Annotated in this window: 14 protein-coding genes, 1 tRNA gene and 2 riboswitches; of the genes, 6 read left to right on the top strand and 9 right to left on the bottom strand. The window is 61.4% G+C overall.

Annotated elements, in window-relative coordinates; translation table 11 throughout:
* The 3 genes from V7Q10_RS07890 to V7Q10_RS07880 all read left to right on the top strand — a co-directional run.
* Positions 1 to 929 (top strand): acetamidase/formamidase family protein (locus tag V7Q10_RS07890; protein WP_333868527.1); only part of this gene is annotated, 929 nt, incomplete at its 5' end.
* Positions 926 to 2,710 (top strand): ABC transporter ATP-binding protein, encoded by a 1,785-nt coding sequence (locus tag V7Q10_RS07885; protein WP_333868526.1) that lies wholly within the window; start codon positions 926 to 928, stop codon positions 2,708 to 2,710. The genes V7Q10_RS07890 and V7Q10_RS07885, both read left to right, overlap by 4 nt.
* Positions 2,711 to 2,848: 138 nt before the next feature.
* Positions 2,849 to 4,873, top strand: coding sequence for a methyl-accepting chemotaxis protein (locus V7Q10_RS07880; RefSeq protein WP_333868528.1), 2,025 nt, complete (start codon positions 2,849 to 2,851; stop codon positions 4,871 to 4,873).
* Positions 4,874 to 5,080: 207 nt separating this feature from the next.
* Here the strand turns inward: V7Q10_RS07880 and V7Q10_RS07875 are convergent.
* Both V7Q10_RS07875 and V7Q10_RS07870 read right to left on the bottom strand, forming a co-directional pair.
* Positions 5,081 to 5,157, bottom strand: a tRNA-Arg gene (locus tag V7Q10_RS07875).
* 31 nt (positions 5,158 to 5,188) lie between these two features.
* Positions 5,189 to 5,653: a GNAT family N-acetyltransferase gene (locus tag V7Q10_RS07870; protein WP_333868525.1), complete on the bottom strand. Its 465-nt coding sequence runs from the start codon at positions 5,651 to 5,653 to the stop codon at positions 5,189 to 5,191.
* Between the two features lie 120 nt (positions 5,654 to 5,773).
* A riboswitch (FMN riboswitch) is annotated at positions 5,774 to 5,929 on the top strand.
* Positions 5,930 to 6,005: 76 nt separating this feature from the next.
* On the opposite strand from V7Q10_RS07870, the gene ribD reads away from it, so the two are divergent.
* The 3 genes from ribD to ribA are packed head-to-tail and all read left to right on the top strand — an operon-like array spanning position 6,006 to position 8,489.
* A complete protein-coding gene (gene ribD, locus V7Q10_RS07865; RefSeq protein WP_333868524.1) occupies positions 6,006 to 6,983 on the top strand; it encodes a bifunctional diaminohydroxyphosphoribosylaminopyrimidine deaminase/5-amino-6-(5-phosphoribosylamino)uracil reductase RibD in 978 nt (325 codons plus the stop codon).
* Positions 6,984 to 6,996: 13 nt separating this feature from the next.
* Complete coding sequence (locus V7Q10_RS07860; RefSeq protein WP_333868523.1) at positions 6,997 to 7,596, top strand: riboflavin synthase; 600 nt, start codon at positions 6,997 to 6,999, stop codon at positions 7,594 to 7,596.
* Positions 7,584 to 8,489 (top strand): GTP cyclohydrolase II, encoded by a 906-nt coding sequence (gene ribA / locus V7Q10_RS07855; protein ID WP_333868522.1) that lies wholly within the window; start codon positions 7,584 to 7,586, stop codon positions 8,487 to 8,489. The genes V7Q10_RS07860 and ribA overlap by 13 nt, the downstream gene beginning before the upstream one ends.
* On the opposite strand, the gene V7Q10_RS07850 is transcribed toward ribA, so the two are convergent.
* The 7 genes from V7Q10_RS07850 to V7Q10_RS07820 form a co-directional block, all read right to left on the bottom strand.
* Positions 8,486 to 8,950, bottom strand: a complete 465-nt coding sequence (locus V7Q10_RS07850; protein ID WP_333868521.1) for a 6,7-dimethyl-8-ribityllumazine synthase — start codon at positions 8,948 to 8,950, stop codon at positions 8,486 to 8,488. The two genes, ribA and V7Q10_RS07850, sit on opposite strands and share 4 nt — an antisense overlap.
* A gap of 78 nt (positions 8,951 to 9,028) precedes the next feature.
* Positions 9,029 to 9,163: riboswitch (FMN riboswitch) on the bottom strand.
* Between the two features lie 34 nt (positions 9,164 to 9,197).
* Complete coding sequence (locus V7Q10_RS07845; protein ID WP_333868520.1) at positions 9,198 to 10,484, bottom strand: glycerate kinase type-2 family protein; 1,287 nt, start codon at positions 10,482 to 10,484, stop codon at positions 9,198 to 9,200.
* 30 nt (positions 10,485 to 10,514) lie between these two features.
* The gene (locus V7Q10_RS07840) at positions 10,515 to 11,195 is read right to left on the bottom strand and encodes a glycosyltransferase family 2 protein (RefSeq protein WP_333868519.1); all 681 of its coding nucleotides are present in this window, start codon (positions 11,193 to 11,195) and stop codon (positions 10,515 to 10,517) included.
* The gene (locus V7Q10_RS07835) at positions 11,192 to 11,764 is read right to left on the bottom strand and encodes a DedA family protein (protein WP_333868518.1); all 573 of its coding nucleotides are present in this window, start codon (positions 11,762 to 11,764) and stop codon (positions 11,192 to 11,194) included. Before V7Q10_RS07835 ends, V7Q10_RS07840 begins: the two co-directional genes overlap by 4 nt.
* On the bottom strand, positions 11,751 to 12,893 hold the full coding sequence (locus V7Q10_RS07830) for a ceramide glucosyltransferase (protein ID WP_442885839.1): 1,143 nt from the start codon (positions 12,891 to 12,893) through the stop codon (positions 11,751 to 11,753). The genes V7Q10_RS07835 and V7Q10_RS07830 overlap by 14 nt, the downstream gene beginning before the upstream one ends.
* A gap of 10 nt (positions 12,894 to 12,903) precedes the next feature.
* Positions 12,904 to 13,719: a UDP-2,3-diacylglucosamine diphosphatase gene (locus tag V7Q10_RS07825; RefSeq protein ID WP_333868516.1), complete on the bottom strand. Its 816-nt coding sequence runs from the start codon at positions 13,717 to 13,719 to the stop codon at positions 12,904 to 12,906.
* 271 nt (positions 13,720 to 13,990) lie between these two features.
* A complete protein-coding gene (locus V7Q10_RS07820; RefSeq protein ID WP_333868515.1) occupies positions 13,991 to 15,229 on the bottom strand; it encodes a mandelate racemase/muconate lactonizing enzyme family protein in 1,239 nt (412 codons plus the stop codon).
* Positions 15,230 to 15,275: the final 46 nt, after the last annotated feature.

The following is a 15,275-nucleotide window of genomic DNA, read 5'->3' as shown; positions in this document are numbered from 1 at the left end:
GCGCGCAACATCACTTTGGCTGGGACAATTCATTTGCCCCGGTCGAAAGGGTAGAGCCCGGCCAGACGATCAAGTTTCACTGCCACGACAGTTCGGCGGGCCAGCTTGGCCCGTCGTCCACAGTGGCGGATGTGGCAGGGCTTGATTTTGGTAAGATCAATCCGGTGTCCGGCCCAATTTGGGTTGAGGGCGCAGAACCAGGGGATGCGCTAAAAATCACGCTCGACAGTTTTGCCCCACAAACTCAAGGTGGCAAAGGCTGGGGCTGGACGGCGAATATCCCGGGCTTTGGCTTGCTTGCCGATCAATTCACCGATCCGGCACTGCATATCTGGTCTTATGAGGCCGATACGCTGACACCTGCGATGTTTGGCAAAGAGGGGCGCGTGCCTTTGAAGCCCTTCGCGGGCACAATCGGCAATGCTTTGGCGGAAAAAGGCCTGCATTCGATCGTGCCACCCCGGCGCGTTGGCGGCAATCTGGACATCCGCGATCTTGCCGCCGGCACGACGCTTTATCTGCCTGTTGAGGTTGCAGGCGCTTTGTTCAGCGTGGGCGACACCCATGCCGCCCAAGGCGATGGTGAAGTCTGCGGCACCGCCATTGAAAGCCCGATGGACGTCATCCTGACGCTTGATCTGGTCAAGGGCGCCAATCTGAAAACGCCACGCTTTACCACGCCCGGCCCCGTGACGCGGCATCTGGATGCCAAGGGCTATGAGGTGACCACGGGCATTGGTCCCGACCTGATGACCGCCAGCCGTGATGCTGTGGCCAATATGGTCGATTTCCTGTGTGCCACGCGCGGCATGGCGGCGGTTGACGCCTATATGCTGGTCAGCACCTGCGGCGATCTGCGAATTTCTGAAATCGTGGATATGCCGAATTGGGTGGTTAGCTTTTACTTCCCACGGTGCGTCTTCGAATGACCCCTCAAAGCGATATTGCAGCCGAGACCAGTTTGGTCTCGGCACCTCCCGTGGTGCTGTCACTGCGTGATCTGACTGTCTCGGTGCGCAGCCAAGCTGGGCTGGTGCCGCTGGTCAGCCAGATCAGCTTTGACCTGCGGCGTGGGGAAACTCTGGCGATTGCGGGCGAAAGTGGGTCTGGAAAGTCGATCACATCACTTGCAATCATGGGCCTGTTGCCGCCTCCTGCGGTGCGGATCACCGGTGGCGGTATCGAGTTGAACGGTCAGCCGCTGTCCACGCTGGGCGAAGCGCAGATGCGCCAGATCCGCGGCAACCGCATTGCGATGATCTTTCAAGAACCAATGACCTCGCTGAACCCGATGATGAGCATCGGTGCGCAATTGATCGAGGCGATCAGGGCGCATTCGACCCTGTCGCAGCAAGACGCGCGGGCCGAGGCGATTGCAGCTTTGACCGCCGTGCGCCTGTCTGATCCGGCGCGAAGGATGCGCCAGTATCCGCACGAGCTGTCGGGCGGCATGCGGCAGCGCGTGATGATTGCGATGGCCTTGGCGCTTAAGCCCGAGGTTTTGATCGCTGACGAGCCGACCACCGCCCTTGACGTAACGGTTCAGCGCGAGGTGCTGGAACTGCTGCGCGATTTGCAGGCAGCACAGGGCACGGCGATCTTATTGATCACGCATGACATGGGCGTCGTCGCCGAAATGGCCGACCGCGTTGTTATCATGCGTCAGGGCAGCGTGGTGGAAACTGGCAATGTCGCCCAGATTTTTGCGGCCCCCGCGCAAAGCTATACCCGCGAGTTGCTGGCCGCTGTGCCGCACATGGGACAAGGCGGCAACGCAAAGGCGCGCCCCGATACGGCCGTCGTCGCCGATCTGCGCGAGGTTAAAGTCGGTTTTGATATCCGCGGCGGGGTTCTGAACCGCGTTACCCACCGCGTGCATGCGGTTGAAGGCGTCAGCTTTGACATCCGTGCAGGCGAGACATTCTCGCTTGTGGGCGAGTCTGGCTGCGGTAAATCCACCATCGCGCGCGCCATTGTCGGGCTTGTCCCGCATCAGGGGCAGATCACGATTGCTGGTCAAACAGTTGGCACAATGACGGCGGCTGCGCGACGCCGCCTTTCCACCTATGCCCAGATCGTGTTTCAAGATCCGATGTCCTCGCTTGACCCGCGCATGACGGTGGGCGACCAAATTGCCGAGCCGCTGCTGATCCACGGCGATCACAATGCGCTCAGTCGCCGCGCCCGTGCGTCCGAGCTGATGCAGAAGGTCGGTCTGACACCCGCGCAGTTGGACAATTACCCACATGAATTTTCAGGCGGTCAAAGACAGCGCATTTGCATCGCAAGGGCTTTGGCGCTGACGCCCAAACTCTTGGTGGCCGATGAAAGCGTCGCCGCTCTTGACGTCTCGGTCCAAGCGCGGGTTCTGGCGCTTTTGCAAAGCCTGAAAGAAGAGTTTGGCATCGCCATGCTGTTCATCAGCCATGATATGGCAGTGGTCGAAAATATCTCGGATCGGGTCGGCGTGATGCATCGCGGTCAGATCGTCGAGATGGGCAGCCGCGCCCAAGTGTTTGGCAATCCGCAACACCCCTACACGCGCCGCTTGATGGCAGCGGTTCCCGTGGCCGATCCAGCCTATCTGCGCCCAGCAGAGACCCGCCCTACCGATGAGATCGTCAGCCCAGTTTATAGCAAGGGTGCGCAGGTGTTGCGTAATCGGCTGCTTGAAGTCAGCCCAGGCCACCTGGTGGCCGAGCAGGTCTAGGCAGGCGCGGCGCGTTTGCGCAGGGTCGCCGTCCACGCCCAAAGCGATTTTCGGCGGCTTTAAGACTTTGGAAAACACTTGGCACGATCTTAAACCGAACTGCTCTTGATGATTCGGAGGCCGGCGGTGTCAGTGAAAATGAAAATATTTGGCATCTTTGCGCTGTCCTTGCTGCTGGCATGGGGAGCGCTTGGTTTTGTGGCGCGCGGCTTGCTGTCACAAAACCAGTCACTCGAACATGATTCGGAACAAACCGCTGCGGTGGCGCAGGGGTATTTGCCGTTGCTGATCCGCATCAAAGACATCAAGACCAATGTGATTCAGGTGCAGCAATGGTTGACAGATATCTCTGCAACCCGAGGCGCCCCGGGCTTCGATGACGGCTTTGCCGAGGCCGCCAGTTATGCCGAAAGCTTTAACACCGATGTCGCTGAGGCGCGCCGGCTTGCAACCGAGCTTGACCTGACCAAGGTTCTTACCGCCCTAAAAGAGCTGGAGGCGGCCTTTCCAGCCTTCTACGCAGGCGGACGCACTATGGCGCAGGTCTATATCGATAAGGGGCCCGAGGGCGGTAATTTGCAAATGGGTGCCTTTGACAGTGTGGCCGAGGTGATGGGCATTGCGACCGACAAGCTTGTGGCAACTGTCGAGGACGAGGCGGCGGCAACGCTCGCCGAGCTTTCCAGCAGCGCAGCAGCGGCATCTGCCGGCAACAACGCCCTGATCTTGCAAATGGGGCTTTTAGCTTTGGCGGCTGTTGCCGTCACAGGCGTCGGGCTGACGTATTTGTTTCGCAATTTATCAACCTGTTTTAACAGTCTTGATGCTGATATTGCGACTGTTATGGCCGGTGATGCCGAATCTGCACTGCGGCTGGACCACGCGCGCAAGGATGAATTCGGGCCCGTGTCACGCGCCATCACGGCCTTTCGCAGCAGCCTGATTGCTGGCCGCGAACAAGAAGCGTCAATTCGCGCTGCCGCCGAACAAGAAGACCGTCTGCGCCGCGAGGCTGAGCATATGCGGCTTGAACAGGCGCAAGCCGAGGCGCGACGCGCGGCGGCCGAAAAAGCCGAAGCCGAGGCTGTGCAGAGCCGCGAGCGCGCGACCGCGACAGAAATTGCCGAAGTCGTCGCTGCTTGTGCCGTGGGCGATTTCTCGCGCCGTCTTAAGACTGATGACAAGGCAGGCGTTTTTGCCGACCTCTGCCAAGGCATGAACCAGATTGGTGATGTGACAAATGAAGGCCTTGGCGCGGTACGCAAGGCCTTGGATCATCTTGCAAAAGGCGATCTCACCTACCGGATGCCACAACATTTCCGGGGCGTTTTTGCCGATATTGCGATGGCCATGAACCAGACCGCGGCAAATCTCACAAATACGCTGTCTGATCTTTCGGTTTCCTCAGAAGCCGTGGATGCCTCATCGCGCGAGATTTCTGATGCCACCGAAAATCTGGCCCAACGCTCGCAACAAAATGCCGTGATGCTGGAGCAAACCGCCGCAGCGCTGGCACAGATGTCAAACACGATCAAAACCTCTGCCGCCTCGGCCGAGACCGCGCGGATTGCTGTGGCAGAAATTTCGGCCAAGGCGACCGCGGGCCAAGAGATTGTGAACCGCGCCGTCGCTGCAATTGATGAAATTCAGTCCTCTTCAGACGGCATCACCAAGATTTTGCAGCTTATGGGTGAAATCTCGTTTCAGACCAATCTTCTGGCTTTGAATGCCGCGGTCGAAGCCGCGCGCGCGGGTGAAGCGGGTCGTGGCTTTGCGGTTGTCGCTTCTGAAGTGCGCGCCCTTGCCCAGAGATCGTCAGATGCTGCCAATGAAATCTCGGAATTGATTGACACATCAGGCAGCAACGTCAAACACGGAGTTGATTTGGTCTACGACTCTGGCCGTGCGTTGCATGATATCGTGGCAAGCGTTGCAGATGTATCCGCTAAGATCACGGAAATCGTAGCAGCGTCGCGCGATACCGCGCTGAGCATCGGCGAAATCTCTAATGCCACCAACGAGATCGATCGCACGACGCAGCGCAATACAGCCGTGTTCCAAGAAACAAGCGCAGCCGTTCGATCGCTGCAAGCAGAGGCCACAAGCCTTGCACAAGCCGTTGGGGCCTTCCGGCTTGAAGCCCGCTCTAGCATTGCGGCGTGACGCGCGACATCATTCGACCGCGTCTTTGCCTCTGGTTGAAACCAATGGTGGTGATGTCAAAGGGTATAAAAGCCCGCAAACCAACAGAAGCACGAGGTCTATTTGCGATATCCGTCTAAGCGGCAGCGCCAAGCCTACTGCGTGTAGCCGGCTGGTGAAACTGATTTTCTTTCAGTTTTGCCGCTTTCCATGCAGCCCCTCACCTAATGGCGACCCCGGGAGGAATCGAACCCCCAACCCCAGACTTAGAAGGTCCGTGCTCTATCCAGTTGAGCTACGGGGCCGCATTCTGTCTATTTGCTGTATCGCGCGGCGTCACGCAAGGCTGCGCGTCATGAAAACCGAATTTGGGTCTTCAACATAGCCTTCAAATGGCGGGCATTCGGTGAAACCGGCTTTGGTGTAAAGCGCGCGGGCGGCGACAAAGGTCGGCTGTACGCCGGTTTCCAGCGAAAGCTGCGTCACCCCTGCCGCGCGGGCCTCAAGTATCAGATGGTCAAGCATGGCTTTTGACAGCCCGCGCCCGCGCGCCTCGGCCAGCACATGCATGGATTTGATCTCGGCATGGCTGCCGCTGAGGCGTTTAAACGCCCCCATGGCTTGCGCCACACCTGCCTCGCGCAGCACGAAAAACGCCACCTGCGGCACGGCAAGCTGGCCTGCATCCATCATATGGATGCTTTCGGGCGGGGTGTCTGCGTGCATATCGGCGGTATGGCGCGCCATCAACAGGGCCAGATCCGCGCCAAGCGGGCTTTCGTTGCTGATGGTAAAGCTCATTTCCGCCTCGATTGTCCAAATTCGCTGCCAGCTATCCGCAATTTCCCTGCCGTGTAAAGCGCTCTGCTGCGCGCTGGTCACAAGGCCGCTTGAACTTGGCTGGTAAGGCTTTATGTTCACATGAGTTCTCGGGGCGGGGTGCAATTCCCCACCGGCGGTAAGGGCGCTTTGCCCAAAGCCCGCGAGCGCCTTGGTTTTCTTGGTAGAAAACCTTGGGTCAGCAGATTTGGTGTGATTCCAAAGCCGACGGTATAGTCCGGATGAGAGAGAACAGATCGAAGGACGCCTGCGCTTTGCCGGGCGGCTTTGGATTTGCGCACGCCCCTGTGACGGATTGGATCGGGGTTTGCGCGTGGCGGTAACAGATCAGACAGAGGCAGAGGCGGGTCGCATCGCGGCGGCTTTTGCGCAGGCAATTGCGCTTGGCGCGGCGCAAGAGGGGGCGACGGCGCCCAATCCTGCCGTGGGTTGTGTGCTGCTGGATGCGCAGGGCGCGGTGCTGGTGGCGGCCGCGCATCTGGGGGCGGGTCAGCCGCATGCCGAGGCCCGCGCGATTGCGATGGCGCGGGCGGCTGGGGTCGAGGCTGCGATCCACACCGCCGTTGTCACGCTTGAACCTTGCAACCACACCGGCCGCACCGGCCCTTGTTCCGAAGCGCTGTTGGCCACGCCCGTGCGCGTGGTCTGGTATGCCTTGCCCGACCCCAATCTGCCTGCGGCGGGTGGGGCGGATCGGCTGCGTGCGGCGGGGCTTGCGGTGCATGCGCTGCCCGATTTGCCGCATCCGGCGCGCGATGATCTTTTGGCCAAGGCCCGCCGCCTGCTTGCGCCCTTTGCCAGCCGCGTGCAGCGGGGCAGGCCTTTTGTGACCGTCAAACAGGCGCTGAATGCGCAGGGCAGCATGATCCCGCCTGCGGGGCAAAAGACCTTTACCACTGCGGCGTCCTTGCTGCTGGCGCATCAATTGCGCCGGCGGGCCGATGCGATCCTCACCGGATCGGGCACGGTTTTGGCCGATACCCCCAGCTTTACCGTGCGGCATCTGCCCGATATTGCGGGCAAGATCCGCCATCTGAGCCTGCTGGATCGGCGCGGCCGCATCGCGCCTGCCTATCTGGACCAAGCCCGCGCCAATGGTTTTATTCCCCATATCGAAACCGACCTGACCCAAGCCCTGCAAGCCTTGGCGGCCCTTGGCTGCAACGAGGTGTTGATCGAGGCAGGCCCCGCCCTGACCCAAGCCGTGCGCGAGCTGGGGCTTTGGGATGAATGGGTTTTGATCCAGCAAACCGCCGCAGGTGACACCGTCACCACGACCCGCAATCTTTGAAAGGACCGACCAGATGTTTTCCGGCATAATCGAAAGCCTTGGCCGCGTAGAGGCCGCCAATTTTGACGCGGGCAAGTTGATGCTTCAGGTGGCCACCGGCTTTCCCGATCTGACGCTTGGCGAAAGCGTGGCGATCAATGGCACCTGTCTGACGGTGGTGGAATTTGACGCGCAGGGGTTGGCTGCGTTTTATGCCAGCGCCGAGACATTGGCGCGCACCAATATGGGTGCGCTGCGCCAAGGCGGCTTGGTCAATCTGGAACGCGCGGTGTCGCTGTCAACGCGGCTGTCGGGGCATTTGGTGCAGGGTCATGTTGACGGGCTGGCCAAGCTGCACAGCATCACCCCCGAAGCCGGCGCCTATAAGATCGAGCTTTTGTTGCCGCCGCATCTGGCCAAATATTGCGTGGAAAAGGGCTCGATTGCGCTGGATGGCATCAGCTTGACGCTGAATGTCGTCACCGATCTGGCCTCGGGCGAGGCGGTGATTGGCCTGACGATCATTCCGCACACCTGGGCCCATACCAATCTGCAAACCCGCGCGGTCGGCGATCTGATCAACGTCGAATCCGATGTCTTTGCCAAATATGTGGAGCGTCTATGCAAGCCATAGCCCTAGCGATCGAGCAGCTGCGCCGTGGCGATCTGCTGGTCATTCCCGACTGCGGATTGCTTGCGGGCACGCGGCCAGCAGCGCAAGCCGCGGCACGGCTGACCGATGCCGCGCCGATTGATCTGCCCGAGGCGGTGGCGGCGCTGTTGGATCTGGCCGATCTGCCGCTGGCCCAAGCGCGGTTGCTGCCAGCCCCTGCGGCGCGGCTGGCCGATTGGGCGGCGCAGCAGGCGCTGCCTGTGCTGACGCTGGCCGAGCTGGCCGCCTATCATCTGCGCAGCACGCGCGGGGTTGATCTGGTGGCGGTGGCCGATCTGCCGACCGCCTATAGCCCGACGCCGTTTCGCGCGCATGCCTTTATCAGCCGCGATGATGGCAGCGAACAGATCGCCCTTGTCGCCCCCGGCACCGCCACGGGGGCGCCCTTGGTGCGGGTGCATTCTGAATGCCTGACGGGGGATGCCTTTGGCTCTTTGCGCTGCGATTGCGGTCCGCAGTTGCAAGCGGCGCTTGGGCTTTTGGCGGCCTCGCCGGGTGGGATCTTGATCTATCTGCGCGGACACGAGGGCCGCGGCATTGGTCTGGCCAATAAAATGCGCGCCTATGCGCTGCAAGATCAGGGGATGGATACGGTCGAGGCCAATACCGCGCTGGGCCTGCCCGAAGATGCCCGCGATTATGCCCAGGCCGCCCAAATGCTGCGCGCGCTGGGCCATAGCGCGGTGCGGCTGCTTAGCAACAATCCCGATAAGGCGATTGCGCTGCGCCATCACGGCATTGCGGTGACGGGGATCGAACCTTTGGTGATCCCCGCCAACCCTTTCAATCGCGCCTATCTGCACACCAAAGCGCAGAAGTTCGGCCATGTGCTGCCGGTGCAGAGCCTGCCTTAGACCAGCGCCGCGAGGCTTTGGTTCAGCGCCAGCACCTGTGCCACGGCATGGGCGGCTTCGGCGCCTTTCTTGACGAAATGCGTCTGATAAAAGCCGTTCAGTACGTCAACGGGCTGATAGTTATGCGGTGTCAGCGAAACCGAGAACACTGGCACGCCAGTGGTCAGTTGTGCTTGCATCAAGCCATCCACCACGGCGCTTGCAACGAAATCGTGGCGATAGATGCCGCCATCCACCACCAAGGCTGCGGCAACAACGGCGTCGAACTTGCCGCTTTGCGCCAGCTTTTGCGCCAGCAGTGGCATCTCGAAAGCGCCGGGCACCGCAAAGGCATCGACGCGGGCGGTGGGCATCAGCTTGGCGGCCTCTGCCACAAAGCCTTCATGCGCGCGCGACACGATGTCGGCGTGCCAGCTTGCTTGAATAAAAGCGATACGGAGTGTTTTGTCTGTGGTCGTCATTTTGGAACCTTTGCATGTTTGCGACAGGTCCCAGAGCGTAAAGCCAAACGCCAGCCGACCCTAAGCAGGGTCGTCAGCCTTTGTCCTCTTCCATCCGGACTATACCGTCGGCTTCGGAGTTACACCGAATCTGCTGACCCTTCGGCGGTAAGGCCAAAGGCGCTCGCGGGCTATACCGCCGGTGGGGAATTACACCCCGCCCTGAGAACAGCCTTGGTCTAGCAAGAGATCGCCAGCATGGCAATGCTTAAGCGGGCGGCTGGGGTGGCAGGCATAAAATGGCGCGAAAATCGTTGACATTGGTGAGGGTTGGCCCCGTCACCACCTGCGCGCCCAAGCTGCCAAAGGCGCTATGGGCATCATTGCGGCCAAGGGCTGCTGCCAGATCAAGCCCCAAGGCCTGCGCCTGCGTCAAAGTGTCAGGGCCGATCACCGCGCCTGCCACTTCGGCCGCGCCATCGACGCCGTCGGTGTCGCAGGCCAGCGCATGGATGCCCGCCGCCCCCTGCAGCGCCAGCGCCAGCGCCAGACAAAATTCAGCATTCGGCCCGCCGATGCCATCACCGCGCCGCGTCACTGTCAGCTCGCCGCCCGACAGCAGCAGCACCGGCGCATCGCCTGCGCGCAGGCCCGCCTGCACCTGCCGCGCAAGCGTGGCTTGGGCGGCTGCGACCTCGCGCGCCTCGCCCTCCAGCGCGTCGCCAAGGATTTGCACCGAAATGCCCTGCGCGCGCGCAAGCTCGGCTGCGGCCTGCAACGATTGCGCTGGGGCCGCGTAGATCTTGTTTGTCACCCGCGACAGCTGCAGATCCGCAGGCGCGATCACCCCGGTTGGCCGCGCCAAGGCAGCGCGCACACTGTCTGGCACATCGATCTGCCACTGCGCCAGCACCGCAAGCGCCTCTGCCGCCGTGGAGGCATCGCCCACCGTGGGCCCCGAGCCGATCATCGCCGGATCATCGCGCGGCACATCCGAGATCATCAGGCACAACATCTGCGCCGGATAGGCCGCGGCCGCCAATTGCCCGCCTTTGACGCGGCTAAGGTGTTTGCGCAGGGTGTTCATCCGGTCAATCGGCGCGCCCGATGCCAAAAGTGCGGCATTCACCGCCGCCTTTTCCGCCAGAGTGACCCCTTCGGCAGGGGAAACCAGCAGCGCCGAAGCCCCGCCCGAAATCAGCGCCAGCACGAAATCCTCGGCGCCACAGCCTTGCAACAGCGCCAGCATCCGCGCTGTAGCCTCTTGGCCCGCGCGGTCGGGCACCGGATGCGCTGCCTCGACAATCTCGATGCCCTGACAGCGGCGGGCATAGCCGTAGCGGGTGATCACCAGCCCCTCGCAGGGGCCCCAAACCGCCTCGACCGCCTCGGCCATCCGTGCGCTGGCTTTGCCTGCGCCCACCACAACCACCCGACCCGCAGGTTTTGGCGGCAAGGCCGCGGCCAAAGAGCGCATCGGGTCGGCCACTTCGACGGCACGGTCAAACAGCTGGCGCAGCAGGGCTTCGGCGGGGAAGGGGGATGGGGCGTTCATGCCGCCAACTTAGAGGCTGCGTCGCCTTGGTCAAGCCACCACGCGCAGCCGCCGCATCGCCAGAATTTGCGCCAACAGCGCCAAAGGCGGCACCGCCCGCATCATATCACGGATCATGCCGATGTCGCCGCGCAGCCCCGCCCAAGCGCCATATTTCGCGCTTTTCATCGGGCTGATCACCTTGGGCCAAGCCACCACCGCGATGCGCTGACCTGCGTCAATGCTCAGGCGGTTCAAGAACACCTCGAAGCCAAACTTTGGCAGGCTGGTCAAAGCCGCCAGTTGCGGCGCGATCAGGGTCTTGGCCATCACCCGCTCGCCCGAGATATAATCCAGCCCGATCAGCCGCCATAGCAGGGGCGCATTGCGCCGCAGGCTGATCGACAGATCGGCCTTGCCCTGCACCACTGGCGTGATCAGCGCCGTCAGATCCGCCGCCGACAGCCCGATCAGATCGGCATCAACCAACAGCAGAAAGCTGCCTTGGGCTTGGGCAATGCCTTGCGCCAAGGCGGCGGTCTTGCCGACATTCTGTGACAGCGAGATCAGCCGCACCCCCGCCACCCGCGCCACCACCGCCGAAGTGCCATCGCTTGATCCGTCATCGACGACGATCACCTCGTCGATCAACGGATGCGCGCGCACTTGTTCCAGTACGGCAGCAATCCGCGCGGCCTCGTTATAGGCGGGAATGATGCAGCTGACGCTCATGCTTGCCGCCGCTGGTGCAAAAGATAGCCCGTGATCGCCAGCAGCCCCAGCGCCAAAAGCGCAGCCGAGCCGCGATAGATATAGCCGTCAATCGCGCTGTAAGCCGCGCCCAGATAGTAGCCAATCGTGCAAAACAGCAGGGTTTTTGGCAGGCTTCCCAGCAGGTTATACCACAGATAGCTGGCAAAGTTCATATGGGCGAGCCCCGAGGCCAGCATGATCGGCAGGCCCGCCGAATGCGTCCATTTGCCAAACAGCAAGGTGCGCCCGCCCTTGGTGGCGAAATGCGTGCCCAAAGCCAGTTTGCGCGCTTGGCTGAGCCCCAGCCAGCGCGCCGCCCGATCCGGCAAAGCCGTGGCACCAAAGCGGCCAAGCGCATAGATCAGCCCATCGCCAATCAGATCCCCCGCCACGCAGACCCAAAACACCCCGATCAGGTTCAAAGCGCCCTGATGCGCCAGATAGGCCGCCACCACGGTGACGATCGGGCCTTCCAGAATGGCAAAGGGCGCCAAAACCCACAGCCCATAGGCTTGGATCAGGGCAATCACGGTTTCATGGCTTGGCAAGGGCGGCACCTCTGGTTGCGGGGGTGGGCACATCTTCGGGTCGCATCGCATTGCCGCGCCAGTCAAAGCCATCGCTGGCCCAAGCCGCGACCCAAAGCACCGGCAAAATCGCATCGCGGCAAAGCCAGGCCAACAGATCCAGCGGCCCGGCAGGCCAGCCCGAGGCCCGCGCCAAGGCCAGTTCTGCGCCATACCACAGCAGCATCAGCGCCAGCACCAGACTGGGGCCGATCACGCCCAAGCCCGCCAAGATCAGCGCCGCCAGCAGCGGCAGGGCAGAGCCCGCCAGAATTTCCGCCAGATACAGCCGTGGAAAGCCCAAGCGCCGCACCTTGGACCAGCGCAGCTGGCGCCGCCACACTGTGCCAAAGCTGCGCGCGCCAATCGGTTGGTCGAATAAGGCGCGCGTCAGCCGCACCTGCAACCCTGCCGCCCGTACCAGCTTGGTCGAGGCGACATCCTCGGCCATCTCGTGGCCCAAGGCCGCCAAGCCACCCGCCGCATTCAGAAAATCGCGCTGCCAAAACAGGATCTTGCCCTGCGCAAAGCCATTGCCCATGGCCGCTGAAGCCAATTGCCAGCGGCCCTGAAAGCTGTTCAAAAACCCGCATTCCAGCCGTGCCGCAAAGCCAATCGGCCGAATGCCTGCGGGTGGCGATGTCACCAGCCCCGTGCCCGGACGCCACTCTGCCAACAGCCGTTGCAGATAATCGCGCGGCAAAAGCACATTGCTGTCAATCATCACCACAAAGGCGCCCTTGGCCAAAGCCCAGCCCTTGGCCAGATTGTTCAGCTTGGGGTTGCCCGAGATCCGGTCTTCGCCGATCAGCAGCTGCGCCTGCACTGCGGGATGTGCCGCAAGCAACTGCTGCACCAATGGCACCACCGGATCGCGGGCATCGGCGACGCAAAAGATGATCTCGAAATCGGGATAGTCGGCGGCAAAGCTGCTGGCCAGCGTCTCTTGTAGGTTGTTTTCCAAGCCACAGACCGGCCGCAGCACGGTGATCTTTGGCTGCGCGCTGAGCCCCGCTTTTGCTGCGAAACCCTGCTTTATTTGCGCCAAAACGATACTGGCCAGCTGCACCAAAAGGCAAAACCCGGTAAAACTTGCCAAAACGATTGCAATAAAGTCCATCTTAGGCCTCGCCGATCAGACGGGCTTCGGCCAGATGCCCCAAGGGCTTGGCCTCGGCCGCAAGCTGCCAAGTCAGCCGCACCATCTCACCCGAGCGACGCTCGGCCAGCGCAGTGGTGTTCTCAACCCAATCGCCGCAATTTGCATAGACCATTCCGGCTTCTTCCAGCAAAGCCGATTGATGAAAATGGCCGCAGATGATGCCATCGGCGCCATGATGCCGCGCAAGGGCAATCAGACGGCCCTGAAAATCGTCTTGCTTGCGGATGATGTCATTGACCCGCGCCACCAGCCAATCTAAGCGCTGGGCAATTGGCAGATCAAAGCGGCGCAACCAATGCTGGGCAAAATCGCCCAAACCGCGCAGCATGTTTTCCGCCTTGGCCGCAAGCCGCGTCAGCAGAGGGAACCGCCCCGTCAGCAGATCGACGCAATCACCATGGATGACCAGATACTGCCGCCCATCCGCGCCATGATGGATCACATGATCGGCCACGCTGATATTGCCAAACTGCGTGCCAATATAGTTGCGAAAAAACGCATCATGATTGCCGGGGGTATAGATGATCTGCGTGCCCGCCTGCGCACGGGCCAGCAACAGCTGAAGGATCGCATGTTGGTTCGGCGTCCAATGCGCGCCCAGCCCGTGCCAAGTGTCAAAAATATCGCCAACCAAAAAGATCTTATCCGCCGGATGGGCTTGCAAAAATCCCAGCAAGGCCGCGTCTCGGCAGGCGCGTGCGCCAAGGTGCATATCCGAGATAAACAGGCTGGATAATCCATTCGCGCCGCGCTGGTTGCTGCTTTGGCCTTGCATGGTGTTGCCACCCTTTCTGTTCGTCTTGCGCCGCAGGCTTGGCGCCATGCCGCGCTGTCTGTGAAGCCGCCAGACCCCGATTTGGCCCAATGTGACCAAGCCAGCCGACAGCCGCCTGTCAGCAAGCTTACGTCTTTGTAAACTTGGCGGGCTTTACCTACAGCAGGATGACAAGAAGATTTCAGTTCTGTAACGCGGGCCAAAATGCCACCGCGCCCTGCGGTGGGGCAGGGCGCGGGGAATGAAATTGGCCGTTAGGCGGGCAGTGCCCTCAGGTTTTCGCCGTGGGCGCCCCGCCTTCAAAACGGTTGCCATAACGGTAATCGCAGGGCGCTTCTTGCATTTGCAAATGCAGCCCGTTGCCGGTGTAGGGATGCGCGCGGGCAAGGTCTTCATCAAAGTCGATGCCAAGGCCTGGCGCTTCGCTTGGGATGATATAGCCGTCCTGCCAGGTGATGCTGTTCTTAATCAACGCCAGATGAAACGCCCCGCCGGTCTGAATGGTCTCGGCCATCAAAATATTGGGGATCGAGGCCGCAAAGTGGATATTGGCTGCCCATTCCACTGGCCCCGCATAAAGATGCGGCGCCATCTCGGCGTTGTAAACCTCGGCCATGGCGGCGATTTTCTTGGCCTCCCAAATGCCGCCAACACGCCCCAAAGCCGGCTGCAAGATCTTCACCCCACCCAAGCGCAAAAGCGCGCCAAACTCGGCCTTGGTGGTCAACCGCTCGCCGGTTGACAATGGCACCGGCACCGCTCGGGCCACTTCGGCAAACTCCGCCAGATTGTCCGGCGGGATCGGCTCTTCATACCAAAGCGGATTATAGGGCGCGATGGCCTGCCCCATCCGGATCGCACCGGGGGTGGAAAACTGGCCATGGGTGCCAAACAAAAGATCGGCACGATCGCCCACGGCCTCGCGGATCTTGGCACAAAACGCGACCGAGCGGGAAATATCGCTCATCGCAGGCTCATGGCCGCCGCGAATGGTATAGGGGCCGGCGGGATCAAATTTCACCGCCGTAAAGCCCTGCTTGACCGCCCGCGCCGCCGCCTGCGCCGTCATATCGGGGTTCACCCAAAACTCCGCCGCATCCTCATCAGGCTCGGGATAAAGATAGGTGTAAGACCGCACCTTCTCGTTCATCTTGCCGCCCAAAAGCGCCCAAACCGGCCGATTGCGCGCCTTGCCCAGAATGTCCCAACAGGCAATCTCAAGGCCCGAAAATGCCCCCATTACCGTCGGATCCGGCCGCTGCGTAAAGCCCGAGGAATAGGCGCGACGATACATCAACTCGATATTCTCAGGGTTCTCGCCCAGCATATGGCGCTCAAACACATCCTCGATCACCGCCTTCATCGCGCGTGGCCCCACGGTCGAGGCATAGCATTCGCCATAGCCCACAATGCCGCATTCCGTCGTCAGCTTTGGAAAAATCCAATAGCGCCCGCCCCACCCCGGCGCAGGCGGTGCCACCACGAAAATCTCCAGATCCTTCAACTTCATCGCAAACCCTCCTGATATAGCCCAAGCCTAACCGGCCAAACCCGCC

The sequence above is a fragment of the Cypionkella sp. genome, from assembly GCF_036782355.1.
GTDB lineage: Bacteria > Pseudomonadota > Alphaproteobacteria > Rhodobacterales > Rhodobacteraceae > Cypionkella.
The sequence above is the reverse complement of the archived record's forward strand: the minus strand, read 5'-3'. Positions and strand labels throughout refer to the sequence as shown.